General features: G+C 61.4%; 18 protein-coding genes. 12 read left to right on the top strand and 6 right to left on the bottom strand.

Annotated features, from left to right (window positions below):
* Positions 1-19 precede the first annotated feature (19 nt).
* The 3 genes from AC1RZR_RS30615 to AC1RZR_RS30605 form a co-directional block, all read right to left on the bottom strand.
* Complete coding sequence (locus tag AC1RZR_RS30615) at positions 20-631, bottom strand: class I SAM-dependent methyltransferase (protein ID WP_481826952.1); 612 nt, start codon at positions 629-631, stop codon at positions 20-22.
* Between the two features lie 33 nt (positions 632-664).
* Positions 665-2,101 (bottom strand): glycosyltransferase family protein, encoded by a 1,437-nt coding sequence (locus AC1RZR_RS30610; protein ID WP_481826951.1) that lies wholly within the window; start codon positions 2,099-2,101, stop codon positions 665-667.
* A gap of 275 nt (positions 2,102-2,376) precedes the next feature.
* Positions 2,377-5,181, bottom strand: coding sequence for a glycosyltransferase family 2 protein (locus AC1RZR_RS30605; RefSeq protein ID WP_481826950.1), 2,805 nt, complete (start codon positions 5,179-5,181; stop codon positions 2,377-2,379).
* A 530-nt stretch (positions 5,182-5,711) separates the two neighbouring features.
* Here AC1RZR_RS30605 and AC1RZR_RS30600 point away from each other — a divergent pair.
* From AC1RZR_RS30600 to AC1RZR_RS30545, 12 genes are all read left to right on the top strand, one after another.
* Positions 5,712-5,843, top strand: a complete 132-nt coding sequence (locus AC1RZR_RS30600; RefSeq protein WP_481826949.1) for a hypothetical protein — start codon at positions 5,712-5,714, stop codon at positions 5,841-5,843.
* A gap of 431 nt (positions 5,844-6,274) precedes the next feature.
* Positions 6,275-6,589 carry a hypothetical protein gene (locus AC1RZR_RS30595; RefSeq protein ID WP_481826948.1) on the top strand — a complete coding sequence of 105 codons (315 nt, stop codon included), beginning with the start codon at positions 6,275-6,277 and terminating at the stop codon, positions 6,587-6,589.
* A gap of 91 nt (positions 6,590-6,680) precedes the next feature.
* Complete coding sequence (locus tag AC1RZR_RS30590; RefSeq protein WP_481826947.1) at positions 6,681-11,702, top strand: DUF4347 domain-containing protein; 5,022 nt, start codon at positions 6,681-6,683, stop codon at positions 11,700-11,702.
* Positions 11,703-11,891: 189 nt separating this feature from the next.
* Positions 11,892-14,192: a peptidase domain-containing ABC transporter gene (locus tag AC1RZR_RS30585; RefSeq protein WP_481826946.1), complete on the top strand. Its 2,301-nt coding sequence runs from the start codon at positions 11,892-11,894 to the stop codon at positions 14,190-14,192.
* A complete protein-coding gene (locus AC1RZR_RS30580) occupies positions 14,189-15,619 on the top strand; it encodes an HlyD family type I secretion periplasmic adaptor subunit (protein WP_481826945.1) in 1,431 nt (476 codons plus the stop codon). Before AC1RZR_RS30585 ends, AC1RZR_RS30580 begins: the two co-directional genes overlap by 4 nt.
* A gap of 47 nt (positions 15,620-15,666) precedes the next feature.
* Positions 15,667-17,400, top strand: a complete 1,734-nt coding sequence (locus AC1RZR_RS30575; RefSeq protein WP_477273132.1) for a tetratricopeptide repeat protein — start codon at positions 15,667-15,669, stop codon at positions 17,398-17,400.
* Between the two features lie 273 nt (positions 17,401-17,673).
* Positions 17,674-18,294, top strand: coding sequence for a cupin domain-containing protein (locus tag AC1RZR_RS30570; protein ID WP_477273134.1), 621 nt, complete (start codon positions 17,674-17,676; stop codon positions 18,292-18,294).
* Positions 18,295-18,472: 178 nt separating this feature from the next.
* Complete coding sequence (locus AC1RZR_RS30565) at positions 18,473-19,354, top strand: substrate-binding periplasmic protein (RefSeq protein ID WP_481826944.1); 882 nt, start codon at positions 18,473-18,475, stop codon at positions 19,352-19,354.
* A gap of 116 nt (positions 19,355-19,470) precedes the next feature.
* Positions 19,471-20,310: an amino acid ABC transporter ATP-binding protein gene (locus tag AC1RZR_RS30560; RefSeq protein ID WP_481829153.1), complete on the top strand. Its 840-nt coding sequence runs from the start codon at positions 19,471-19,473 to the stop codon at positions 20,308-20,310.
* Positions 20,307-20,984, top strand: coding sequence for an amino acid ABC transporter permease (locus AC1RZR_RS30555; RefSeq protein ID WP_477273140.1), 678 nt, complete (start codon positions 20,307-20,309; stop codon positions 20,982-20,984). The genes AC1RZR_RS30560 and AC1RZR_RS30555 overlap by 4 nt, the downstream gene beginning before the upstream one ends.
* On the top strand, positions 20,981-21,658 hold the full coding sequence (locus AC1RZR_RS30550) for an amino acid ABC transporter permease (protein WP_477273142.1): 678 nt from the start codon (positions 20,981-20,983) through the stop codon (positions 21,656-21,658). Before AC1RZR_RS30555 ends, AC1RZR_RS30550 begins: the two co-directional genes overlap by 4 nt.
* Before the next feature lie 63 nt (positions 21,659-21,721).
* A complete protein-coding gene (locus AC1RZR_RS30545; protein WP_481826943.1) occupies positions 21,722-23,044 on the top strand; it encodes an NAD(P)/FAD-dependent oxidoreductase in 1,323 nt (440 codons plus the stop codon).
* A 537-nt stretch (positions 23,045-23,581) separates the two neighbouring features.
* Here the strand turns inward: AC1RZR_RS30545 and AC1RZR_RS30540 are convergent.
* The 3 genes from AC1RZR_RS30540 to AC1RZR_RS30530 form a co-directional block, all read right to left on the bottom strand.
* The gene (locus AC1RZR_RS30540) at positions 23,582-23,824 is read right to left on the bottom strand and encodes a hypothetical protein (RefSeq protein ID WP_477273146.1); all 243 of its coding nucleotides are present in this window, start codon (positions 23,822-23,824) and stop codon (positions 23,582-23,584) included.
* A 277-nt stretch (positions 23,825-24,101) separates the two neighbouring features.
* The gene (locus AC1RZR_RS30535; RefSeq protein WP_379092791.1) at positions 24,102-24,821 is read right to left on the bottom strand and encodes a Crp/Fnr family transcriptional regulator; all 720 of its coding nucleotides are present in this window, start codon (positions 24,819-24,821) and stop codon (positions 24,102-24,104) included.
* 187 nt (positions 24,822-25,008) lie between these two features.
* Complete coding sequence (locus AC1RZR_RS30530; protein ID WP_477273148.1) at positions 25,009-25,290, bottom strand: hypothetical protein; 282 nt, start codon at positions 25,288-25,290, stop codon at positions 25,009-25,011.
* Between the last annotated feature and the right edge of the window lie 112 nt (positions 25,291-25,402).

Genomic DNA, 25,402 nt, shown 5'->3' with positions numbered 1-25,402 from the left:
GTAATGGCACTGAGTTTTCTCATGCGCCGATTTGCGTCATGTCCCACAGGCACATCGCCTTCGATGCGTAGTGTTCCTCTGGCATGACCAGGAGTGGCAGCGGCAACGAGAATGGCGGTTGCTGCAAGTTGAGAAATCCGAATCCGCCTGTTTCCGACGCGATGTCCTGTGCCGAGGTCGAATGGCTTGAGGTGAACAGCCAGCGCGCGCCGCACTTCTTGAAGTTGCGCAGCGCGCGCCAGATATCGGGCTCGGTCAGATGCTGCAGGCAATCGCGTGAAAAAATGAGGTCGACGTTCGGCAGTGGTTCGGCAGCCAGATCGAGCACGCGGAATTCGCGATCCGCGTATCGCATGCGATTCGTTTCGATGACGTCCGGAACGATATCGCAACCGATGTAGTGCGTTTTGCCCAAGTCGACGAAGCGCATCCAGTTGAAGTCGCCGCAGGGCGCGTCGAGCATGGACTTCACATCCAGTGCGCGCAGAAGCATCGGCAATACGGTTCGCACGCGATGTGTCGTCGCGTACGCTGAACCGAGTCCGGAGCGCGATTCCGAGGAGCCCCACTCGTTGCTTTGGTAAATGCGCGCGAAGGCTTCGCGGGAATCATCGGGCGTGCTTTGCGTCATCTAATGCACCTCATCGGTAGCTTGCATCGAATTTCACGCGCGGATGTCGCCCCGCATTTGGCGCCCATGGGCACGCTCAGCCTCAGTTAGTTGCCGCTTGCGCAGCACCACATGCATCTCGTCGACCGCCCGCGGGCCACGCAAAATCTCGTCATGTGCAACGCCCCGTGCTGCCAGCTCGTGCCCCAAGGAACTATAGTGAAAGGTCTGCTCAATCAAATCGAATCGAGCTTCGGTCCAGCCGAGATACCAGTACCATTCGCAATAGTAGAGCCAACTCCGTTCATTAAAAGCATGCACGTGAGTGGGGTCTTGCCAAGCACCGTACGACAGATCATAAGGGACTGCTATTTTGAGAATGCCGCCATTTGCCAATAATGCCAAGCAATTTTTCATAGCTGTAACAAGGTTTGGAATATGCTCAAGTACATGTGACGCAGTGATGCTCACAACCAACTCAGGTTTAAGGCGAACAGCGCCAAAGCGCGTTGATGTAAATTCACGGTTCAATAGCTCCGGATCTGATATGTCGGCGACAATATCAGGATTCCATTGGCCACTAATGTCGATATTAAGCAAGTGTGGATCGTACATCTTGCCACTACCGATCACCATATCGCCGGGAAGGCGCGGCAAATCACTCCAGGCGAGTGCCTCAGGAAGTATTTTTTTGGCGCTGCGTCGACTAAACGCCTCGAAGCCTGCTGCTGCTATCTTCTGACGTCGATCTGGGTCGTTGACGAGCGCCTCGGTTACATCGACAAGGTTCTCGTAAGTGGCTGCGACAAAGGCGCTGGCCAAATCGGCATCCACCAGTTCACCCGAGTTTACTTCACTTACTACAGCGCGCTTATTCGCCAACAGATCGAAAATGCGAATGATTTCAAGCTGTCCACTATCATAGAAGTGCAAATTGAGTACCACTTTCGACCGCGCGATAAGCCGGTCAAGCTGGTCGCCGAATACGTTGTACACTGCCTCAACGCGCAACCCTCGCGCGCGCATTTCATCAAGTATTTTAGATCGTCTGTCATTAAAAGATCCATAGAATAAAACATCTATGTCGTGATCTGTATCAAGTATTCTTGAAAGTTCACTCACATAGAACAGTCTAAAGTAATATACGCGTCTAGATATTCTATCAGATAAAAATAGTGAATTGGATTCGCTAAAATCCCAAACAGGGAATCGACGAAGTATATTTGTATATTCATCTGATATCCAATCAGATGTATGATTTTCAACGTTAAATATAACAGAATTAGTTGGCAAATTGGCTAAGCCAACTTCGCCATACAGGTTGGCGCCCAGTACGATCGCCCGCCCGTTGAATCCCTGCGGCAATTCATGGACGATATCAGTTTCGATGGAAATCTCACGCAGCCCATCGGCGAGCATCTGAATCAAACTCGCGAGCACCTTCACCATCCCTGGGTGAACGAGAAGTGTGATGTGACTTGCGATATTCACGCCGTTCTCCCGAGGGCTTAGTATCTTACCTGCTACAATTTCTGCGGCCCCCGACGCTCCAGGCGAGTAGACCCCTGTTGTGTCGGCCCCACCGAAGCTTGCCAGCGAAGGTTCTGGCCTTCGCCGGCCTCGGCACCTGATCGAATATGACTCGTCGCGTCGACATTGGCATGCGACAGCACGGAGGTTCCAACGCCCCGTAGGCTGGCTTTGTCGGTACCTTCCTCGCGCATGTGCGTCGCACTATGGCGGTCTGTTGTGCTTCCAATGACAAACTAGATCTGCTCTCGGTGATTTGCGTCTGTCCGGTCTGACGGCGGTTCGTCATCGTGAATGACCAGTGGCGGCATGCAAACGAACGCTTTCATGGAGTCATACGCCGCGGACATTGCGCAATCGATGCCCTCATCCTCTAGGACTACTCCAGTCTCAGGAAACGTAATAAATCTCTTTCGTAGGGGCAGGCATTTTTCAAGAAGTACTTGAGCGCCCCTTGGAGTTACTGAATAGGCCATCGCACCAAAGGAATGGGTCAGCCGTATAAGAGATCTCGAATAGTTGTCGGATTGAAATTGAGCCGGGACCTGTTTGTGCTTTCGCTCGTAGAACTCCAGCTTGGCTTTGGAAAAATCGAAGTCCAACCATAGGAACAGAGGATCAAAATTGAAGCCCCACTTTACCATATCCCAGTTCTCTGGAGCGATGGACAGAATGCGAGTCGACTCCTCAAGAAAATTGAACGACGAGTAGACGTCGTCCTCGAAAATGGTAATTGGGCGCCTCTCGGCTACCGCTAACTTCCACAAATTGATGTGGGATAGAGCACATCCCAATGCGCCCGGCAGATACTCGCAATCCTCGGCAATCACTCCATCATCCACCAAGGCTCTTAAGGCAGGTCTATCGAGGGATGCTGCGTCGACGGCCGATACACGAATTGTATTGGTAGCTAGATGAGGATTCCTATCTTGATATTTGCGCCAGCGCTCAACGCTACTGTCCAAGTTTATGAGGTGAATTTCCGGCGGCTCGACAGATCGAGCCGGCATCGGCCCGGAGCCAGAGGGCGTGGCGGCAGTGAATGCGGGGGTATCGCCCGCACCGTGCAACAGCGCTCGAGCGCGCTCGATCCCGTCACTCACATGATATTGGCCGTCGCCGAAGGTGATGTAGCCATAGACTTGTCGGTTATCCATGTACTGGACGACGCCGGCCTTCCTGGCGCTGTCGGCAAAGATGACGTACTCGTACCGCGACGTGCCATCCTCATATGTCAGTTCGATGAGCACGTCGGCGCGGACAAGATAGGTGCAGTGCACGAGCGGCAACTCGATAATGCCGCGCACGTGGCGGTTGAGCACCCATCCATATTGATCGCACGGCATATAATAGCCGTTCGCATCGATCTCGGCGTGATAGTTCGAATAGTATTGGCCGGGCGAGATGGAGCGAAGCAGGGGAGCGACGATTGGCAGGTCGAGCGCCACAAGTTCTCGCAGCGTGGCAGGCCGCACGAAATTGTCGACGTCGACAACGAAATAGAAATCGCAGCCGTGCTCGAGAGTTTTCCGCAAACTTATGTTGCGGATTCGGCCGAGCACCCTGAAGCGCGTCTCGTTCCATTCGTGCTCGCCGAATTGCTCGACCCGATCGGCTACGTCCGAGGTGTCGATTTCGACCGCCGCATAGAGGTGGCCCACACGCTCCAGCCATTCGCGCAATATGTGCTCGGTCCTGTCGGTGTTGTTGTTTGTCCTGATGTACAGGACGATCGACGCCTTCGGGTAGTCGAGCGCCTCGATGCACTCGAGGTAAAGCGGCAGTGCCGGCTCCTTCTGCTTTGCCAGGATTGCCACCAGGATGCGCGGCGTGCCCTTCATGCGCGACCGCAACGAACGCCGCCGGACTAGCTTGTGCTGGTCGATCAGGCTCTCGGTCCCGAAAGCCCCAAGTTTCGGCGGCTCATGAAACGGAAGCTTGTCGGTGGCGAAACGCGCGTTGGCCACCACACGCTTCGCCATTTCCGCCGGCAGTTTTTCGCTGGCGAGCAATTTCAGACAGGCGTCGAGCGATTCCCGGTAAGCACCTGTCCAGTAGGCATTGACAGCAAACTCGTCGAGCAGTCCGTAATCGTAGACCCAGGGCTGTATGAAAAGTCCGGCCGGTTGAGCAAGGTCGAGCCCTCGACGCGCAAATTCCGTTCCTTGCGCATTCCGGCCCTGGTTGCGGCAATAGAAGCTCGCGGCGTGAAGAGCCTCCGCGCGGGCGGGAACGATCTGCGCCGCACGCTCGAAGACGGCAACGACCTCGTCGAATGGCCGTCCCAGCGCTGCCATGAGATTGCCCGCCTCGAGCAGGCTGACATAGATCTCCTCGTCCCAAAAACCCAGTTCGGCACGCTTCAGATAGTTCGCCAGCGATTTTTCACGTTCACCGGAATCCCTGTAGCTCTGCGCCAGATAGAAGGTGTACCGCGAAACCAGGAAGGGGTCGGTCTCCGTGGCAAGCGCATTTTCAAGAACGGCCGCGTCGTCCTGGTACTTTCGCGGGTTCTGGCTGCGTGCTCCGCCACGCCCCGTCGCCACGTGAAAACCCTTGGCGGTCTCGCGTGTGAGATGGCCGGGAGGGGCCTCGAGATATTCGTGCAGCACGCCCTTGAAGCAGAACGGCAGCCGGTTGCGGCAGATCTGCGGGCGATAAAACGAAATGCCGCCATGGGACACCTCGACGTCGTACAGATCGTGTTGCATCTGCGACTTGAACGTGACTGGATCGAAGCCTGCGTCCTGGACCACGACGTCGTCCGCGTCGATGATCATGGCGTAGTCGACCGTCTCGACTTCACGCAGCCGCTCAAGGGCAAAGGTCCGGTTGTACGCGAAGTCCCGCCAGGGCTCGTCGATGACTGCGCCATTGACATTGTGCGTGGTCAGGAAGTTGCGGATGAGATCCTGCGTGCCGTCCTCGGAACCCGTGTCGATGACGAGGACATAGTCAACGATAGGAAGCGCGCTGGCGAGGCATTGCAGGATGACCTTTGCCTCGTTCTTGACGATCATGCACAGGCCGATGGTGCTCATGTTAATCCCTTGGCGGAGCGGCGTTCGTTACGCGCCTTTATCCATCCCTTATACCTCATGCACATCACCCCGCCGCCTTGGCCATTTGCATGAGCTCTGTTGCCAGGATCGATCGTCCCTTCCCAGTCACGCGCTATCTCTGCCCAATCCATTGTTAGCCAGCGCTTTCCGTCACAGCAAGGGTCTCGCAGTTGCCCTGGACCAGGGGTCTGCGAACGAACGTTCCCGTCGGCTCAATCGCTGACGCACGGAATCCGCCGCGACATCGAGGGTTCGACGCGAACCAAAGGGGCGCCTTAAGCGTCGGATTTTTCGATGCGTTTGGCCCATGCGCGCCATGTCGATGTCGACCGAAAACTAGTTGCTTGTGTCCACAATTAACAAATTGTTAACTTGGTTATTTACAACTTGCTAATTTTAGATTTTACTAATGCCTTGTGCTGGGAGGGTAGCCGTGGACCGGGCAGTGGGCCTGTCTGTCTGCGCAGTCTGCTGAGCCAGGAGAGTGTCTGGAGCTAGTCACGTCGTGCGTGAGGGCGCACGGAGTGTCGGGTGGCGTGCTGGAGAAGATGTCGTACTGCCTTGAACTCAAGGCCGGCGTTTTTCTCAACCTGATGTTCCCTCGCAAGCAGTCGGTTCCCTCGCAAGTCGTCGTCGAGTAATCGAGACATGCGTTGCGGGAGTTGGCTGTGGTTGGTGTGATACCGAGTCTGAAACGATGCGGCCGCGACGCAGGCTCCCGCTTCGATCAACCCCTTAATTATCCGCAGCTGGCTGGCAGCAATGATTGGCCAGCGATTGATCGGTATTCCCCGGTGCGCTGTGGGTTACCGGGCGCCTGCGGATTGTACGCTCACCTCAGCCAGGACAAGTGGCGCGCCGTTCGATCGAGCGGCGCGAAGAGGCCGTCAAATCTTCCCCGCCCGTCTCGTAGACTTGCCCGTCATACGCCGAGGCGCGCGGGGCCAATAGCAGCCGCGACCGGCCTCGGCGAACGCGCGCGCTTGGCTGCGATTGAAACCAGCGATTGAAACCCCAAGGGTACGAACCAAGAGAAATCTGCGGCACGGCGGCCGCGACCAAGGAGAAGATGATGAGCTTCACGGCAGGTTTTGCGGTCATGGAAGTCACCGTTCGGGGCGTTCTGCCGATCGGCGACACGATCGAAAATGTAAATTATTTCATTCTGGACACGGCCAAGAGCGCGATCGTCGGTCAGGTCGTTCTTCCCAGAGCCGTCAAGCGAAGCCTCGCTGTCGCTCTCACCGTCAAGGTGCCGAGCACCGCCGGCTCACTTGCCATTGGGACGTTTGACGATGGCGGGAATTTTGAGGCCGTCAGCTTCCTTCGCGTAGAGACCCCGGCCGTAGAACGACCCGACGGCGCGGTCGGGCCGTCAGGACGATGACGGCCCCCAAGCTCCTTGTCCCCAGCGCTCGCCGGCCAGGCCGGTGGGCGGTTTTCCGTTGAATTGAATTCGAAGCCAACAGGAGCCAGTCATGGCCCGCGCCTCTGAAATCCTTTTTGTCGACCCTTCAGTTTCCGACCTCCAGACTGTTCTCGGCAATGTGCGACCCGAGGTTCGAGCGATTGTGCTCGACGGCCGCCGGCCGGCGGCGCAGCAGATCGCTGGCGCACTCGCAGGGCACACAGGGCTCGATGCGGTGCACGTCATCGCACATGGCGCGTCTGGCCGGGTCAGCTTCACTGCAGGGGAGTGGTCATCAGCCACACTGAAGGCAGAGGCCGAGGACCTTGCCGCAATCGGCCGGGCGCTTGCCGCGGACGGCGAGCTGCGGCTGTGGAGCTGCGAAACGGCATCGGGGAATGCTGGCGAGACCTTCGTGGCGGCGCTGGAAGAGGCCATCGGCGCGGACGTCTGCGCATCGAGATCGCTGGTTGGCGCAGCCGCCCTGGGCGGCGCCTGGGAACTGTCCGCACGCGCGGGCATGTTGACGCCCCTGCCGCCGCTGACCCCGGATGGGGTGGCAAGTTACGCCGGGGTGCTTGTACCAGGCGATCTGACACTTACCGGCTCTATATCCGCCGGTAGCAGTAAAAGTATTAATACATTTTACCTTATAGACACAACTGCCAATCCAGATACTGTTGTTGGCAGCTTTGTTCTTCCATCTTCGGCTAATAACGCAGCGTTTAATTTTGCTTTAACTATAACAATTCCAGACACGACTCATGATTATACTATATATGATAGCGGTTTCAATTTGTATGGCACGCTTATACATGGTGTCACTTTTACCTTCACGCCTGACCCTACTAACAATGGCAAAAATGGCGATACGTTTAATGGGGGTAGTCTCACCATCACTAATCAAGTAGGCGCCACGGGTCCGACTGGAGGAACAGGCGCGACGGGCGCGACGGGCGCCACCGGAACGGGCACGACCGGAGCCACGGGCGCTACGGGCGCCACAGGCGCTACGGGCGCCACCGGAACAGGCACGACCGGAGCCACAGGTGCGACCGGAACTACAGGCGCCACCGGTGCTACTGGTGCGACAGGGACAACCGGAGCCACTGGTGGTACCGGCGCGACTGGCGGCACGGGTTCGACCGGCGCGACCGGCGATACCGGCGCGACGGGCTCGACTGGTGGTACTGGAGCAACAGGTGGTACCGGCGCCACGGGTGCGACCGGCGATACCGGCGCGACGGGCTCGACTGGTGGTACTGGAGCAACAGGTGGTACCGGCGCCACGGGTGCGACCGGCGATACCGGTGCGACGGGCTCGACCGGTGGTACCGGGGCAACAGGTGGTACCGGCGCGACTGGCGCCACGGGTTCCACCGGCGCGACGGGCGATACCGGTGTGACGGGCTCGACTGGTGGTACCGGGGCAACAGGTGGTACCGGCGCGACTGGCGCCACGGGTTCGACCGGCGATACCGGTGCGACGGGCTCGACTGGTGGTACCGGAGCAACAGGTGGTACCGGCGCGACTGGCGCCACGGGTTCCACCGGTGCGACAGGCTCGACTGGTGCGACTGGTGAAACTGGCGCGACCGGCTCTACAGGAGCAACTGGTGAAACCGGCGCGACCGGCGGTACCGGTGCGACCGGCTCGACTGGTGCGACTGGTGAAACCGGCGCGACCGGCTCTACAGGAGCAACTGGTGAAACCGGCGCGACAGGCTCGACCGGTGCGACAGGCTCGACTGGTGCGACTGGTGAAACCGGCGCGACCGGCGGTACTGGCTCGACCGGCTCGACCGGAGCAACTGGCTCCACCGGCGCGACAGGCTCGACCGGTGCGACAGGCTCGACTGGTGCGACTGGTGAAACCGGCGCGACCGGCGGTACTGGCTCGACCGGCTCGACCGGAGCAACTGGCTCCACCGGCGCGACAGGCTCGACCGGTGCGACAGGCTCGACTGGTGCGACTGGCTCCACCGGCGCGACCGGCGGTACTGGCTCGACCGGCTCGACCGGTGCCACAGGCTCGACCGGTGCGACAGGCTCGACTGGTGCGACTGGTGAAACCGGCGCGACCGGCGGTACTGGCTCGACCGGTTCGACCGGAGCAACTGGCTCCACCGGCGCGACAGGCTCGACTGGTGCAACCGGCTCGACTGGAGCAACAGGCTCGACAGGCTCGACAGGCTCGACCGGCTCGACCGGTGCCACAGGCTCGACTGGAGCGACTGGCGAAACCGGCGCGACAGGCGGTACTGGCTCGACCGGTTCGACCGGAGCAACTGGCTCGACCGGCGCGACAGGCTCGACCGGTGCGACAGGCTCGACTGGTGCGACTGGCTCCACCGGCGCGACAGGCTCGACCGGTGCCACAGGCTCGACTGGTGCAACCGGCTCGACTGGAGCAACAGGCTCGACAGGCTCGACAGGCTCGACAGGCTCTACTGGTGCGACTGGTGAAACCGGCGCGACAGGCTCGACCGGTGCCACAGGCTCGACTGGAGCAACCGGCTCGACTGGTGCGACTGGCTCGACTGGTGCCACAGGCTCGACTGGTGCCACAGGCTCGACCGGCTCGACTGGTTCGACCGGAGCAACTGGCTCGACCGGTGCGACAGGCTCGACTGGTGCGACTGGTGAAACCGGCGCGACCGGTTCGACCGGTGCTACAGGCTCGACTGGTGCAACTGGCTCGACCGGAGCAACTGGCTCGACCGGTGCGACAGGCTCGACCGGAGCAACTGGCCAGACCGGTGCGACAGGCTCGACTGGTGCGACTGGCTCGACCGGAGCAACAGGCTCGACCGGCTCGACCGGTGCCACAGGCTCGACCGGAGCAACAGGCTCGACCGGCGCGACCGGCTCCACCGGTGCGACCGGTGCCACAGGCTCGACCGGTGCGACAGGCTCGACCGGAGCAACTGGCCAGACCGGTGCGACAGGCTCGACTGGTGCGACTGGCTCGACCGGAGCAACAGGCTCGACCGGCTCGACCGGTGCCACAGGCTCGACTGGTGCGACCGGCGCGACCGGCTCCACCGGTGCGACAGGCTCGACCGGCGCGACCGGCTCCACCGGTGCGACCGGCTCGACCGGTGCCACAGGCTCGACTGGTGCGACCGGCGCGACCGGCTCCACCGGTGCGACAGGCTCGACCGGCGCGACAGGCTCGACTGGAGCAACCGGCTCGACCGGCTCCACCGGTGCGACAGGCTCGACCGGAGCGACAGGCTCGACGGGTGCGACTGGTGAAACCGGCGCGACAGGCTCGACCGGTGCCACAGGCTCGACTGGTGCCACTGGCCAGACCGGAGCGACCGGCTCGACCGGAGCAACCGGCCAGACTGGTGCGACAGGCTCGACGGGTGCGACTGGTGAAACCGGCGCGACAGGCTCGACCGGTGCCACAGGCTCGACTGGTGCCACTGGGCAGACCGGAGCGACCGGCTCGACCGGAGCAACCGGCCATACCGGAGCGACAGGCCAGACTGGTGCGACCGGCCAGACCGGAGCCACCGGCCAGACCGGAGCGACAGGTGAGACCGGAGCAACCGGCCAGACTGGAGCTACCGGGGCAACCGGCCAGACCGGTGCCACAGGCTCGACCGGAGCGACAGGCTCGACGGGTGCGACTGGTGAAACCGGCGCGACAGGCTCGACTGGTGCCACTGGCCAGACCGGAGCGACCGGCCAGACCGGAGCAACTGGCTCGACCGGAGCGACAGGCTCGACGGGTGCGACTGGTGAAACCGGCGCGACAGGCTCGACTGGTGCTACTGGCCAGACCGGAGCGACCGGCCAGACCGGTGCCACAGGCTCGACCGGAGCAACTGGCTCGACCGGAGCGACAGGCTCGACGGGTGCGACTGGTGAAACCGGCGCGACAGGCTCGACCGGTGCCACTGGCCAGACCGGAGCGACCGGCTCGACCGGAGCAACCGGCCAGACTGGTGCGACAGGCTCGACGGGTGCGACTGGTGAAACCGGCGCGACAGGCTCGACCGGTGCGACTGGCGAGACTGGTGCGACCGGCCAGACCGGAGCAACCGGCCAGACTGGTGCGACTGGCGAGACTGGTGCGACCGGCCAGACCGGAGCAACCGGCCAGACCGGGGCAACCGGCCAGACTGGTGCGACTGGCGAGACTGGTGCAACCGGCCAGACCGGGGCAACCGGCCAGACCGGGGCAACCGGCCAGACTGGGGCAACCGGCCAGACTGGTGCGACCGGCCAGACCGGAGCAACCGGCCAGACCGGAGCAACCGGCCAGACTGGTGCCACTGGCGAGACTGGTGCGACCGGCCAGACCGGAGCAACCGGCCAGACCGGGGCAACCGGCCAGACTGGTGCGACTGGCGAGACTGGTGCGACTGGCCAGACCGGAGCAACTGGGTCGACCGGAGCAACTGGCGAGACCGGAGCAACCGGCCAGACCGGGGCAACCGGCCAGACTGGTGCGACTGGCGAGACTGGTGCGACCGGCCAGACCGGAGCGACCGGCTCGACTGGAGCAACAGGCTCGACTGGGTCAACCGGCTCCACTGGTGCAACTGGCGATACGGGAGCGACCGGCTCGACTGGCTCGACTGGCTCGACTGGCGCAACCGGCTCGACTGGTGCAACCGGCTCGGCTGGCTCGACAGGTGCGACCGGAGCGACCGGCTCGGGCGGTGGGACCGGTGACCGCGACCATGGCAACAACGGCTTTGGCAATGGAGATCAGGATGCACCTGGTGGTTCCGGGAACAATAACAATGCCGAAAACGGCCCTGGTCACAAAGCCAACGTCACGGCCAATACGCTCGGACTCAAGGACTCCAAGCACTTCCTGCAGTCCGGCCCGACCAGTAGCGACACTCACGGCCATACCTCGTTCCAGCAGCTCGTCGGCCTGGCTGGAGGTTCGGTGACGACCGATCTCTTGAACGTTCTCACGACGATCAAGGGCTTTGGTCAGAACCAGCACAAGACATCCGGCGCAACGTCCGACTTGACTTCGGACAAGGGCAAGCAAGGTGCCGGATACGCCAGCACGGACGACACGCTGAAGAAGGCAATGAAGGATATTCTGAAGCCGAATGACTGAGTGCAGGTTGAATAAAGAACGCGCGGACCTTGCGGGAACGCAAGGCCCGCGCGTTCACTATTTCCAGGCGGGCAAAGGGCTCGTACGGCCGGCCTGTTCGGAATATAGTGGGTTTTGCCGGAAGTCCCGGCTGGGACGGCTTGCGCGGCGAATACTTGAACCCTCGCTTGTGGGCCGGAGGGCAAGTGCATGGTGAACGTACCTCTGAACGCTGAAGCCGGGCCAATCCCGATCCGCGCAGACGTGGACGCGACTGGCAAGGTTGGCGGCGAGAGCGAGGCGGGGAGGATTCCCGGCGGACCCGCCGAGTTCGACCGGATCGCGCCGCGCCTCAAGGCGATGCTACGGGTGGCGCGCTATCATGGCGTCGAACTCGACCCGAACGAGTTCAGGGTGGCGAGCGCCAGCCCAATTCCAAACGCGGCTGATCTCTCGCAATGGGCCCAGAACGGCGGCATGTGGTCGCGCGCTCTTCGCATCCGCTGGTCGCATCTCCTGCGCTTCGAGCACACGGGGCCGGTCGTCCTGCTGTTCAATGACGGTGGCGCAGGTCTCCTCACCGGGGCCAGCCCGGAGCGGAATGTCGTCTTCCTCAAAAGCGCGGACGCGCCCGACGACGCCGAGCCCATCGCCATCGACGAGTTGAGGTTGTCGCAGGTGTGGGCGGGTGAGGCGGTGCTGTTGCGTCCGGCGCGATCCTACATCGCGGCCGATGCGCCTTTCACCCTCCGCTGGTTGATCGACCTGGTACGGTTCGAAAGCCGTTCCATGCGTGACATCGGCATCGCCTCGTTCACTCTCAGCATCCTTACCGTTCTGCCGCCTCTTATCGTCATGACGCTGGTCAACAAGGTGCTGCAGTTCAACAGCGTTTCGACCCTCGTGCTGTTGTCAGCCATAATTGCCGTCTTGTTCGTTTACGAGACGCTGCTCGGTCACGCCCGACGGCTGATCATCAACGTCGTCGGCGCCCGGTTGGACACCAAACTGAACTTGCATGTCTTCAGCAGGCTCCTGCGTCTGCCGCTCGACTATTTCGAGCGTCATCCGGCCGGCGAGACGATGTACCACCTCGCACAGATCTATCGCATCCGCGAGTTCCTGACCGGAAAACTCCTCTCCACGTTCCTGGATCTGATCACGCTCTGCGTGCTGATCCCGGTAATGTTCTACATCAACGCGACGCTCGGCTGGATGGTGCTTGCCTGTGCCGGCCTGATCATGTTGATCATCTTCGCCTATCTCGCGCCACTGCGCCGCAGGTACCAGCAGGTGGTCGACGCGGAGACCTGGAAGGCGGCGGCGCTCGGCGAAACCGTCGTCGGTATCAAGACGGTGAAGGCGCTCGGTCTCGAACCGCAACGCAAGGCGCTTTGGGACGAGCGGGTGGCGGATGCGGGCAGGGCGCGCCTTGCCTTCGGGCAGCTCGCCAACTGGCCGCAGACGCTTGTCACGCCGATCGAGCGTGCGATGGTCCTCGGCACGATGCTGATCGGAGCTTATCTCGCGATGAGCGACACGTCCGGCTACATGGTCGGCAGCCTGTTCGCATTCATGATGATCGCCCAACGCGTCGCGCAACCTCTCGTCGGCCTTGCGCGACTGGTCGAGGACTTCGAAGAGGTCGGCGCGGCAATCAGCGAAGCAGGATCCGTCCTCAACCGACCGCTGGAAAGCAGTTCGAATTCCACCGGCCTGAGGCCGAAGCTCGTCGGCGAGATCAGTTTCCGTGACCTGACCTTCACCTACATCGGCACCAAGACGCCTGCGCTTGACCGGGTCAGCTTCGACATTCCGGCAGGGACGATGTTCGGTATCGTCGGGCGCAGCGGATCAGGAAAATCGACAATTGCGCGGCTGCTGCAGGGGATCAATCGCGATTACAGCGGTTTTCTCAAATTGGACGGCGTCGACCTCAAGGAAATCAACCTGCGTCACCTTCGCCAGGGGCTCGGCGTGGTCCTCCAGGACAATTTCCTTTTCCGCGGGTCGATTCGTGACAACATCATCGCCGGGCGCCCCGGCTTGACTCTGTCCGACGCCATGCGAGCCGCTCACCTTGCCGGCGCCGAAGAATTCATCGAACGCATGCCGAACGGTTATGACACCTATATTGAGGAAGGGTCGCCCAACCTGTCGGGTGGCCAAAAGCAGCGGCTGGCGATCGCGCGCGCGCTCATCCACGATCCGACAGTCATGATCCTCGACGAGGCGACCAGCGCGCTTGACCCGGAGAGCGAGGCGGTGGTCAGCGCCAATCTCATGCGCATCGCCAAGGGGCGCACGATGATCATTGTTTCGCACCGGCTTTCCTCGCTCACCGGGTGCGACCAGATCCTGGTCATGGATCAGGGCAAGGTCCTTGATGTCGCGCCGCATGTAACCCTGCTTGAACGATGCGCGCTTTACCGCCAGCTTTGGTTGCAGCAGAACCGGCATCTCGACAGCCGTCACGGTCGTCTGGCGGCTGTGCCGCCGCGACTGGTTTGAGCATCGGCTTCGGGGCGCCCATGACCATTATCACCCATTCCAGCCTTCCCGCCCGCCGGCGCCGGACAGAACCGAGCGATCCGACCATGCCCGTCATCCTGGAATTCCAGTGGCCGTCGACGGCTATCGCCAATGCGCCCGTTCCGCGGATGGCGCGCGGCATCGTCTGGATCATCACGAGCATGGTCGTCGCCCTGATAACACTTGCAGGGCTAATACCGGTTGATCAGGTAGTCACCACCAGAGGGCTCGTGGTCTCGCAAACGCCAAACATCGTGGTGCAGCCGCTCGAGACAGCGATCGTCCGCTCGATCGAGGTGCGCGAAGGGCAGCGCGTGCGAGCCGGTCAAACGCTTGCTCGCCTCGATGCGACTTTCGCCTCGGCTGACCTCACTGCGCTGGCGACACAGGTTTCGACGCTTGAAGCCGAAGTGGCGCGGCTGAAAGCAGAGGCCGACGGCAAACCCTTCAACTATGACGGCCTGGACCCGAGTTGGACCCTCCAAGCGTCGATCTTCGATCGCCGCAAAGCCGTCTACGACGCCAAGCTGGCGAGTTTTGACCGGCAGAGCGACGAACTCAGTTCGGTGATCTCGCGTTCCCAGTCCGATGCCGACGGCTACCGCCAGCGGCTGGCCGTCGCGGGCTCGATTGAACAGATGCGCAAGCAACTGGAAGCAAGACAGGTGGGGAGCCGCCTGAACACGCTCCTGGCCGAGGACAACTCGGCGGAAATGTCCCGAGCGCTCGGCAACGCCGAGCAGACATCGGAAGCCGCCAAGCGGCAGCAGGCGACGGTGGCCGCCGACCGCGATGGCTACATCCAGAGCTGGCGCGCGGAAGTCTCGCAGGGTCTGTCGGAGGCGGGCTCGCGTATGTCCGACGCCCGTGAGCTTCTCAACAAGGCGAAGCTGCGTAAACAGTTGGTCGAGCTGAAAAGCGAGGCAGACGCCATCGTTCAGTCGGTAGCGAAGGTTTCCGTCGGCTCGATCCTGCAGTCCGGCGACCGATTGATCACACTGGTTCCGGACGACGCGGTGCTTGAGATCGAGACGAACATTGTCGGTCGGAGCAGTGGGTTCGTCCACGTCGGCGATCCGGTGGCCATCAAGTTCGACACCTTTCCATATTCGCAGTATGGCATCGCTCATGGCACTGTGCGCGCGGTCAGCCCGGATTCCTTCTCGGCGCGGGAACAAGCGCGCGACCCGAACAGCTCGTTGGCCATGCTGCCCCCGGACGCTGACCTGTTCTATCGCACGCAGATTTCCATCGATGAGATCGCCCTCCATGGCGTGCCCGCCAGTTTCACGATCAGCCCTGGCATGCCGGTGACCGCTGACGTCAAGGTCGGCCGCCGCACCGTGCTCAAGTACATTCTCGGCGCCATGCTCCCGGTAGGCCAGGAAGCGATGAGGGAGCCATAGGCTTGGGCAACCGTGCGCGACAAACGGAGGTATGAGTTCTCGCATCGATGGCAATCCTTGACCGGCTGACCGCCCTTGCCTCTCCAGCGCTGGCATTGCGCCGGGCGAACCAGCTTTCTGACAGTGGCAAGCCTTCAGAAGCCTTTCCGCTCATGGCAATTGCGGCACGCGCCGGGATCGCCGAGGCCGAATACCGGGTGGCTCGTTGCTATCTCGAGGGTTTGGGTGTGCCGCCAAGCCGGTCGGAAGGCGCGCGTTGGCTGCGGCGAGCGGCCGATCATGGCAACCCCGAGGCCCAGTCGCTTCTCGCCGCGCTTTACGTGGCTGGACTGGTGGCGCAGGAGCCCGACGGCAATCGCATCGGATCGGAAAGCTTGTTCGAACGGGATTCCTCGCGGGAACCGGAATTCGCGGCAGCGCTCGGTCTGGCGAAAAAAGCAGCCGAAGCCGGCTCCGCGACCGGGCAGGCAATCCTCGCCTATATCCTTAGCAGAGGCCCCGAAGCGCTGCGCGACCTCGATGCGGCGCATGGTTGGTATGAGAAGTCTGCGGCGGCCGGCTGCCCTGAGGGATGCCTGGGCCTTGCTCTTTCCCTCGCCCAGCGCAGGCAACCTGCGCAGACGGTCAAGGTTGCCACTGAGATTCGACGCGCTGCCGACGCCGGCCTGCCGACCGCAATCTACCTCCTTGGGGTCCTGACCGAGCATGGGCGCGGCGTGCCGGTTGATCGGGCGGCAGCCGCGCGACTGTATCAGCTTGCCGCGGAGAAAGGCCTTCCCTCGGCCCAGTTCCGGTTGGGATTGGGGCTCATCGATGGTGGCCTTGCAGATCAAGATATCGCAGCCGGCGAGGCGTGGATGCGGCGCGCCGCATTGGCAGGAAATATCGAGGCAGCCTATCGTCTCGGCGATCGGCATGTGAAGAGTTCGCAGCCGGACTATGCGGAGGCCGCAACGTGGTATCGGCGGGCGGCCGATGCAGGCCATCAGGCCTCCGCCCGTGCCTTGGCATCGCTCTATCTCTCGGGAAATGGTGTCGCCCAGGACGTCGAAGAGGGAGCGCGCTGGCTGCGCACTGCCGCAAATGGCGGAAATCAGGAAGCGCAGGTCGACTTTGCCAATCTGGTCCTCGGAGGAGCAGGCGAGCCGGACGACCGTACCAGCATTGCCGGATGGTTCGAGGCGACGGCCTCATCGGGCGATCTGATTGCAGCGTTCAACCTCGGGCTCTGTTTTGCCCAGGGTGTCGGCGTGCGAAAGGACGAGGAGCAGGCGGCGCAATGGGTGAGGCGCGCGGCCGAAGGCGTGGTCGAGGCGCAATATGCGTACGCGCGAATGCTTCAGGATGGGCGCGGCGTGGCTGCCGACCAGAAGCAGGCCCGTTTCTGGTTTGAGCGGGCGGCCGACGCTGGCATGGTCGACGCGCAAGTGGCGCTTGCCGAAATGCTCCTCAACGGGCGCGGCGGCGCATGCTTGCCCGTGGCTGCCGCGCAGTTGTTCAAACGGGCAGCCGCGGCCGGCCACGCCGGGGCTATGTTTGCGATCGGCGCGCAGTTCGGGAGCGGCCAGGGTCTGTCGCTCGACCCGGCGGCAGCGCAGAAATGGTTCACCGCCGCCGCCGAGCGGGGACATGGCCATGCCCAACTCATGCTCGGGCGCTATCTCTCCAATGGCCTTGCCGGGGAACAGAACCCGGTAGCGGGTCGCCTTTGGCTGGAGCGAGCGGCTGCACAGGGTATTCAGGAAGCCGCCGACGAACTCTCCGAGTTCGCCTCGGGTTGAGGCCGGCCCTGCTGCTGGTTGTCCAGGCTCCACTGTGGTGGCCCAACCGGTTCCGCTTGTCGGGCAGCATGCTATGGGGTATTCATTAAAGTGAAAATTGCGTCAACTTACTAGCCGAGGCGGCCTGCGATGGGTCGTTTGGAGCGGCTTGTTTTCGTCCGCAACACTCAACCGAGATCTGTCGAATTGGCTGGGGTGACGCTGGCTGCGAATCGCCGAAAAAGGGTTCAATCAATGAAGGCCAATAGCCGGGGCGCAAAGCAGAGCAGGGCCATGACCGACCAATCCGCGACCATAGCCGAGGCTGTCTCGACCAATGCCGTCTCTCTGGGCGAGCGGGTTCGCAGCCTCAGGATTGCAAGCAACCTCACGATTGCGGAACTTGCCGAGCGGGCCGGTTTGTCATCAGGCATAATCAGTCAGATCGAGCGGGGCCGATCCAATCCGTCAATCCGCACGCTGCAGAGCCTGCGCGCGGCGCTTGGCATGAACTTGTGGGAATTCCTGCAGTCGTCCGATCTCCCTGCGGCGAGCAGTGCCGAACGGGAAATTCCGGACTTCATTTGCCGCAAATCTCAGCGCCAGACGCTGATTGTGGGACAAACCAAGCTGGTCAAGGAGTTACTGTCACCGCGCAATGATCAGAATTTGCGCTTCATGATCGTAACGCTGCCACCGGGCAGCGAGAGCGAGGATGTCCTCCAGAGCCAGGGCCAAAAGGGTGGCTATATGCTCTCGGGGCGCGCTCGTCTGCAGGTCGGCGACAGGTCCGGCGACCTGGAAGAAGGCGACAGCTTTCAGTTCCCCGCCGACATTCCCCACAAGATCGTGAACCCGTACGGCGAACCCGCTCGTGTGGTGTGGATCATGAGCATCATGGATGCGCATCTCTGAAAAAGGCGTGCTCCTTCCGAGGCGCCTCTGCGAATCGAGCCGTTGCGTGCTCCTTCATTTTGTGCAATAAAATGAATACAACAATAATTTAATGAACAAGAGGGTTAGAATGCACAAGATCGGGACGCAACTATCTCGGCGCTGTCTGCTTCAGCGGACCGCCATCGTGGGAGTGGGCATGATGGCCGCGCCTCTGCTCGGCCGGGCCGCCCTGGCGGCTGCCTCCAAGTTCAAGACGGTCGAAGACGGCGTCATTACCATCGCCATGAGCGGTGCCATGCCGATGACGGGCTATGAGGACGGGAAGATCATGGGCAGCGACGCCCAGATGATCGCCGCCATCGCCAACAAGCTTGGTCTCGGCGTGAAGCCGGCGATCATGCAATGGTCCGCCACAATCGAGGCGATCCGGAGCGGCCGGGCCGACATCATGGTCGGCAATATGTCATGGACGCCAAAGCGAGCGGACGCCATGCTGCTGACCGACGCCATCTATTACGCCGGCAACCTCGCCACCATGCGGCAGGATATGCCTTTCAAGGACTCGATCGGCATCGAGGACTTCAAGGGCTATAGCCTGGGCACCAGCGTCGGTTACAATTTCGTCCCCGATCTCAAGAAGATCCCCGACGCCAAGGAAGTGAAGCTCTATGACACCGACGACGCGGCGATCCGCGACGTGCAGGCGGGTCGGCTTGACTTCGCGTTCCTCGACGGTCCCGAGGTCGATTACATGGTGCTGAAAAATCCCGATCTCAAGCTGAAGCAGGTCCCGCTCCGGTCGACCGAAGGTTATCCGCTCCTGACCGACAAGGGCATCGCCGTGATGGGAATGAGTCTGGAAAACCCGGACCTGCTTGATGCTTTCAACGCCGGCATCAAGTGGCTCTGGTCGTCAAAGACCAATGCCGATATCCTTGCCAAGAACGGCATGACGAGCCCGGACTATCTCGTGGCGCCGGCTAAAAATCCCCGCGTTGGGGTGGACCGGGATGGCGGCGGCAATATCCTCGGACCAGCGGCGCATACGCCGAAAGACTTCACTTCACTGTTTGCGTGAGCTCGGTTGCCGGCGCCGGAGGGCCAGGTGAGCCCGCCGGCGTATCCACATCGATAGGCAACGGACGGCGCAGAAACCCGATATGCGCCAGTGCGGCCGAAGACGGAATTGCGCTGATGCACGACCCAGTCCAGTCGATAGAAACCAACAATGCCGCAACGGACGGGGCTGCGGCGGATCAACCGATCGTCCGGATCCGAGGCCTTCGCAAGAGCTATGGCAGCCTCGATGTCCTGAAGGGGATCGACCTTGACGTGCGCCGCGGCGAAAAGGTCTCGATCATCGGGCCGAGCGGCTCCGGCAAAACGACGCTGCTTCGCTGTATCAACAGAATTGAGAAGCCGAGTGGGGGCCATGTCTACGTGGACGGCCAGCTCATTGGCGAGAAGCTCGTCGGCGACCGCTATATCGACATGGAAGACCGTGAGCTTGCTCGTCTCCGAGCGGGCATGGGGATGGTGTTTCAGCGCTTCAATCTGTTCCCGCATCTGACCGCGCTGCAGAACATCACGATCGGGCCGATGAAAGTCCTCAGGATGCCGGCAACGGAGGCGGAGGCAGCAGCCCTTGCGCTGCTGGAAAAGGTTGGGCTCGCGAACAAGCGGGACGCCTACCCCGAAATGCTGTCTGGCGGCCAGCAGCAGCGCGTCGCGATAGCCCGCGCGCTGGCGATGCGCCCCAAGGTCATGCTTTTCGACGAGGCCACTTCGGCGCTCGACCCGGAACTCGTCGGTGAAGTGTTGAGCGTCATGAAGCAGCTTGCTTCGGAAGGCATGACCATGATCATCGTCACCCACGAGATGAAGTTTTCCGAAGAGATCTCGGACCGCGTGATCTTCATGGACCACGGTGCGGTGGTTGAGCAGGGATCGCCGGGGGAGATTTTCCGAACGCCCTCGCATCTGCGGACGCAGACTTTTCTGCGCGCAGTGCTAGGCCGGCAGGCATATCAATGACGGCGGCGGACTGGCCGGCCTGGATCACGCATCTGCCCCATTTCTTGGATGCGCTGCTGAGCGGGGCGGTCATAACTGTCATCGTGACGGTCGGCGGGTTCGTCGGGTCGGTTGTCTTGGGCATCCTGTTCGGCGCATTCTCGACGTCGCAGTCGTTGCTGCTGCGCACCATCGCCCATATTTACGTCGAGATATTCCGCGGTCTGCCTCTGCTCACCGTGCTCTTCATCATCTTCTTCGGCCTTGCGACCATCGGGATCCGGCTCGACCCCATCTCCGCGGCGATCACCGGCTTCAGCATAAATGGCGGCGCTTACCTTTCGGAAGTATTCCGCGCCGGCATCCAATCAATCCACAAAGGACAATCCGAGGCGGCGCTGTCCATCGGCATGACCCGGATGGTGGCATTCCGCTACATCATCCTCCCGCAATCGATCCGCGTCGTCCTGCCACCACTCGCCAATTTCGCGATCGGTCTTCTCAAGGATACCTCGCTGGCCTCGGCGGTGGCCGCGCCCGAGATGATGTTCAACGCCGGCAGGCTGGTATCCGAGACATTCTTTGCCACCGAGATCTACCTGCTGGTGGCGGCACTTTATCTCTGCATGAGCCTGCCGCTGTCATTGGCAACGCGGCTACTCGAGCGCCGCATGGCACGGGCGCACGCACAATGACCCTGGTCGAAGCCGAAACCCTCGCAACTGAGTGGATGCCTCAGCTCCTCGTGGCCGCCGGTTACACCTTGAAGATGGCAGCGGCAGCCTACATTCTCGGTGCTGTCGCGGGTTTGTTCCTGGCGCTCGCCAGACGATCTGAGCGGCGGATCGTCTCGATCCCGGCCTTGGTCTACATCGAGTTCGTTCGCGCAACGCCGACCCTGACACAGATCTTTCTGATCTATTTCAGCCTGGCGCTCGTCGGGATCGTGCTTCCGGCATTCGAAGCCGCGGTGATAGCCCTCGGCCTTCACTATGCCGCTTACATGGCAGAGACCTACCGCGCGGGAATCGAGGCCATCCACCGCGGGCAGCACGAAGCCGCGCAGGCCATCGGCATGACCCGCGGGGAGACGATGCGCTACATCATCCTGCCCCAGTCCTGGCGGATCATTCTTCCGCCAATGGGCAACTCCGCCATATCGCTGCTGAAAGACACGTCGGTCGCCTCCCTGATCTCGGCGCCCGAGCTGATGCTGCGGGCCCATGACCTGACGAGCGAGTACTACATGCCGATGGAGCTCTATCTCACCGTCGGCGCCATGTACCTGATCATGACCTACCCGCTTTCGCTCCTGGTTCGTCGCCTGGAGCGGATGGCGGCGAAGGATCACAGGGCGTCGGGAAACTGACGCATGCAGACACGATCCGGCCGACGGGCTGCCAATCACACAGACGAGTAACGGCTACCGCACATGTCTCCAACAGTCCTGCGCATTTCCAGTGATGAGGTCTTGCCTGCCGCCATGGACGTCGTCGTGATCGGCGGCGGCATCGTCGGTTCGGCGGCCGCCTATTTTCTGGCCAAGCGCGGGATCTCGGTTGTGCTGGTGGAGAAGGGCTATATCGGTGCCGAGCAGTCGTCCCGGAACTGGGGCTGGTGCCGCCAGCAGAATCGCGATGAGCGTGAGCTGCCTCTGGCCGCCTATGCCCTGCAACTCTGGAACCAGCTGCAGCAGGAGACCGGCCGCGATCTCGGTTTCCGACGGTGCGGGCTGACCTATGTGACGAACGACCCGCGGCAACTGGCGGAGTGGGAGCGGTGGCGCGAGACCGCCCGCAGATTCGACGTCAATACACGGATGCTGAGTGCTACCGAGGCAACCGCCGCGACGGCGGGGACCGGTCGAAGCTGGCTAGGCGGCGTGCACTCGATCGACGACGGCAAGGCCGAACCGGCGCTCGCCGCGCCCACTCTGGCGGAGGCTGCCCGCGGCCATGGTGCGAAAATCATCCAGCAATGCGCAGCCCGCGGGCTCGATGTCAGCAACGGTCAGGTGATGGGGGTGGTCACGGAGCGAGGCCTGATCAAGGCCGGTGCGGTGCTCTGCGCCGGTGGCGCCTGGGCTTCCACATTTTGCCGCCAGCAAGGCATTGCTTTCCCGCAGGCAAGCGTGCGTCAGAGCATTCTGCGAACGAAACCGGGGCCGCAGCTGCCGGAAGCGATCTATACCCCGGATTGCGCTCTCACCCGGCGTCTCGATGGCGGCTACACCGTCGCGATCAGTGGGAAGGCAACCCTCGAGATCACACCGCAAGGCCTGCGCTACGCGCGCTCATTTCTGCCGATGTTCAAGCAGCGCCTGAAGTCCATCGAGATCGGCATCGGGCGCTCGTTCCTTACCGGGCCAGAGGCGCTCGCTAGCTGGCGGCTCGACGAGGTCTCACCTTTCGAGCGCATTCGCGTCCTCGATCCGGCACCCAACCCGCGCACGATCTCGAGGATTCTGGCCAGAGCCAGAGCCCTCTATCCCGGCCTTGCCAATGTCGAGATGGCCGAAAGCTGGGGCGCCTATGTCGACTGCACGCCAGATGCTGTGCCCGTCATCTCTCCAGTCGCCGCGCTGAAGGGGTTCTTTTTGGCGGCGGGGTTCAGCGGTCATGGATTCGGGATCGGACCAGCATCGGGGCGGTTGGCGGCCGACCTAATCGCCAACGACACACCCGTCGTCGATCCTGGTCCATATCGTCTGTCGCGGCTGTTGGACGGCTCCAAGGTCGAGGTTGGCGGCATCTGATGTCTGGAGTGCCCACTTCCACAGTCAGTTGGCGAATCATTCCGTATTGGAACGTACCCATTGCAGGACAGCGACCGGTCGAAAACAGGCGCCGACGAAGCCCCTAGCCCAGAAGTGGCCCGCAATGGGTCAATAGGCTTGGCACCGCAATTGCATTGAAACGTGTGGGGTGGGGTAAGAACCCGTCGCTTCGCAAATGGGGCGGCGGGCTTTCGATCAGTGAGCGATTTGGTTGGAGCGGCCCGGCACCCCTTGTTGGGATGGGCTAGGACGCCGGGCCTGACCGATGGGATGCTTGTGAGGACATGCCGCCGGCTGGAGAATTTATGCGCCTCTGCTAATGTAAAGTGAAGCATGGAATGAACGAGCGCAAAGGTCTGGCGACGACCGACAAACGATAACGACCTGCATCGTGAGCATGTTCGAGAAACCGCTCTGCCTCACCGCGCTGACGACCAGGGAAAAGGAAAGGCGCAAGCGCTCGCCAAGGAGATCGATGACCAAAGTCAGGATCCAGAAGATCACCCCAAGTAAGCGCTAGTTGCCCCCTGCTTGGCTGAATACAACCGTCCCGTCGTCTTTGCGAACTTCCACTGCGACGATGCCTTCATGCTGCTTTCGACCAGGAAACGTCGCCAGCGCATGATCTCTTGCGGCTTTCTCGGCATCGAAGGGCGTCTTTTCAACGATCCCCTGTTTCCCGTACCAGATCACTGTATAGGGCACCGCTGACACGCTCCTGCAAATCGACAGAATGCGCGCCGATGCCAGCACGTGCAAGCCTCGCCCCCGCAAGGGCGCACGTTTGACGTTTCAGCAGGAAGATAGCCGGCGCCGCTCGCTTGAGGTTGCTCGGCAAAAAGCTGCAGATCTGATGGGGCCGTTCAGTCGACTGCATGACGTGCCGCCGGCATGCCGATCTCGAGATTCAGGCGCTCGTTGCCGCCTGGGCGAAGACTACGGCTGCATGCATTGGGATCTGATCACGGTGCTGTACTGCCAGCCATGCCGCGAAGCCGGAGAACTTCGGGGCCTTGGCGTCGGACTCCGATAGGCCTTAGCTTTCGATATACTCGTGCTCGAATCCAGAAAATTTCGTCAAGGCCGGTTGATCGAGCACGTGAACATGGCCTTGGCGGAATTCTAGAAGCTTGCGCTCGCGCAGTTCCCGCAGCATTCGATTGACATGAATCGGAGTGAGGCCGAGAGCGTCCGCGAGATCGTACTGGGTGAGAGGGCATTCATAGCTGTTGCGGGTAACCGAGCCAATTCGTTCCAGGCGCGCCCTCAGTTCGAGGAAGAGATGCGCTGTCCGCGCCAGGGCGCTGCGTCGTCCTACATTGGTGAGATGTTGAGCAATGACCGCTCCGTTGTGCACGAGGGTTTCGAGAACAAGGGAGAAGAGATGGGGCGACTGCATTGCAGCAAGGGTAAACGTCTTGGTCGAAGCCACCAACACCGTAAGTTCGGTTTGAGCCACAAACGTTTCAAGAGCGCTGCCCGAGTACGACTGAGGCAGGACGATATCGCCTCTCAGTGCAAAATCCAGAATTTGTCGCTGCCCGCCCGCGAGTTCATGAGAAATGCACCCCCAGCCCGACTCGACTATGAACACGCGATCGCTGTCCTCGCCCTGATTGACGATGACCGTCTCCGCCAGATAGCGCTTTGGCGTGAATCCCAGCGTCTTGATAAGCGCCGTATCGTCGTCGTTAAGTCCGACATACGATGGACGATTTTCATTTCCGCGCAAAAATGGATGTGAAGCGTACGTCATCTACAACCCCGCCCGATATCTACCCCAAAATACCTCCCTCGGATAGAACATACATCAAATTTGATGTGATGAGTATCCGTTCAGTGGCCACTATCGATTGGTGTAGCGACGGCACTTTTCGTTGAAAATGTACAGGTTCCACCGGCTCGCCGACGCCACGATTCGAAATCGGCACAGGGCGGCACGGCTAAGTTTTGTTTCTCTTGAAATTTTCCCGCATGGACTCGACTATTTCGCTGGCAATGAGACAGCTGCGATTGTCCACTTGATCGGCGGCATTTCGTAACGTCGTCGACGCGTCCCTGAGCAATCCTCTGATCTCTGCTGCTGACAAAAGCTCGGATGCTTCGAGTTCCAGCAGCACGGATTCACTCACGTGCAGCGCAGCAAGCGCCACCGCTCTCGGCCTGGTAGCAAGCAGTTTTAGAAGGTCACCGCTGGGCTTGGTACGCGCTTTTTTTTTTGCCATCGTTGCGTCTCAACCGTTCGGAAGAAGATTCATAGGCTCAAAATTACAACGCCCCGACGAGTTAACCGCAGTTCCAAGATCGGAAGATGTCGTTCAATGCTTCTCTTTGGGC

It is taken from the genome of Mesorhizobium bavaricum, from assembly GCF_056781655.1.
The sequence above is the reverse complement of the archived record's forward strand: the minus strand, read 5'-3'. Positions and strand labels throughout refer to the sequence as shown.

Coding starts and splice junctions, on each gene's coding strand:
- AC1RZR_RS30615 (WP_481826952.1), bottom strand. CDS start 631: ATGACGCAAAGCACGCCCGATGATTCCCGCGAAGCCTTCGCGCGCATT.
- AC1RZR_RS30605 (WP_481826950.1), bottom strand. CDS start 5,181: ATGAGCACCATCGGCCTGTGCATGATCGTCAAGAACGAGGCAAAGGTC.
- AC1RZR_RS30595 (WP_481826948.1), top strand. CDS start 6,275: ATGAGCTTCACGGCAGGTTTTGCGGTCATGGAAGTCACCGTTCGGGGC.
- AC1RZR_RS30590 (WP_481826947.1), top strand. CDS start 6,681: ATGGCCCGCGCCTCTGAAATCCTTTTTGTCGACCCTTCAGTTTCCGAC.
- AC1RZR_RS30585 (WP_481826946.1), top strand. CDS start 11,892: ATGGTGAACGTACCTCTGAACGCTGAAGCCGGGCCAATCCCGATCCGC.
- AC1RZR_RS30575 (WP_477273132.1), top strand. CDS start 15,667: ATGGCAATCCTTGACCGGCTGACCGCCCTTGCCTCTCCAGCGCTGGCA.
- AC1RZR_RS30570 (WP_477273134.1), top strand. CDS start 17,674: ATGACCGACCAATCCGCGACCATAGCCGAGGCTGTCTCGACCAATGCC.
- AC1RZR_RS30565 (WP_481826944.1), top strand. CDS start 18,473: ATGATGGCCGCGCCTCTGCTCGGCCGGGCCGCCCTGGCGGCTGCCTCC.
- AC1RZR_RS30560 (WP_481829153.1), top strand. CDS start 19,471: ATGCACGACCCAGTCCAGTCGATAGAAACCAACAATGCCGCAACGGAC.
- AC1RZR_RS30555 (WP_477273140.1), top strand. CDS start 20,307: ATGACGGCGGCGGACTGGCCGGCCTGGATCACGCATCTGCCCCATTTC.
- AC1RZR_RS30550 (WP_477273142.1), top strand. CDS start 20,981: ATGACCCTGGTCGAAGCCGAAACCCTCGCAACTGAGTGGATGCCTCAG.
- AC1RZR_RS30545 (WP_481826943.1), top strand. CDS start 21,722: ATGTCTCCAACAGTCCTGCGCATTTCCAGTGATGAGGTCTTGCCTGCC.
- AC1RZR_RS30535 (WP_379092791.1), bottom strand. CDS start 24,821: ATGACGTACGCTTCACATCCATTTTTGCGCGGAAATGAAAATCGTCCA.
- AC1RZR_RS30530 (WP_477273148.1), bottom strand. CDS start 25,290: ATGGCAAAAAAAAAAGCGCGTACCAAGCCCAGCGGTGACCTTCTAAAA.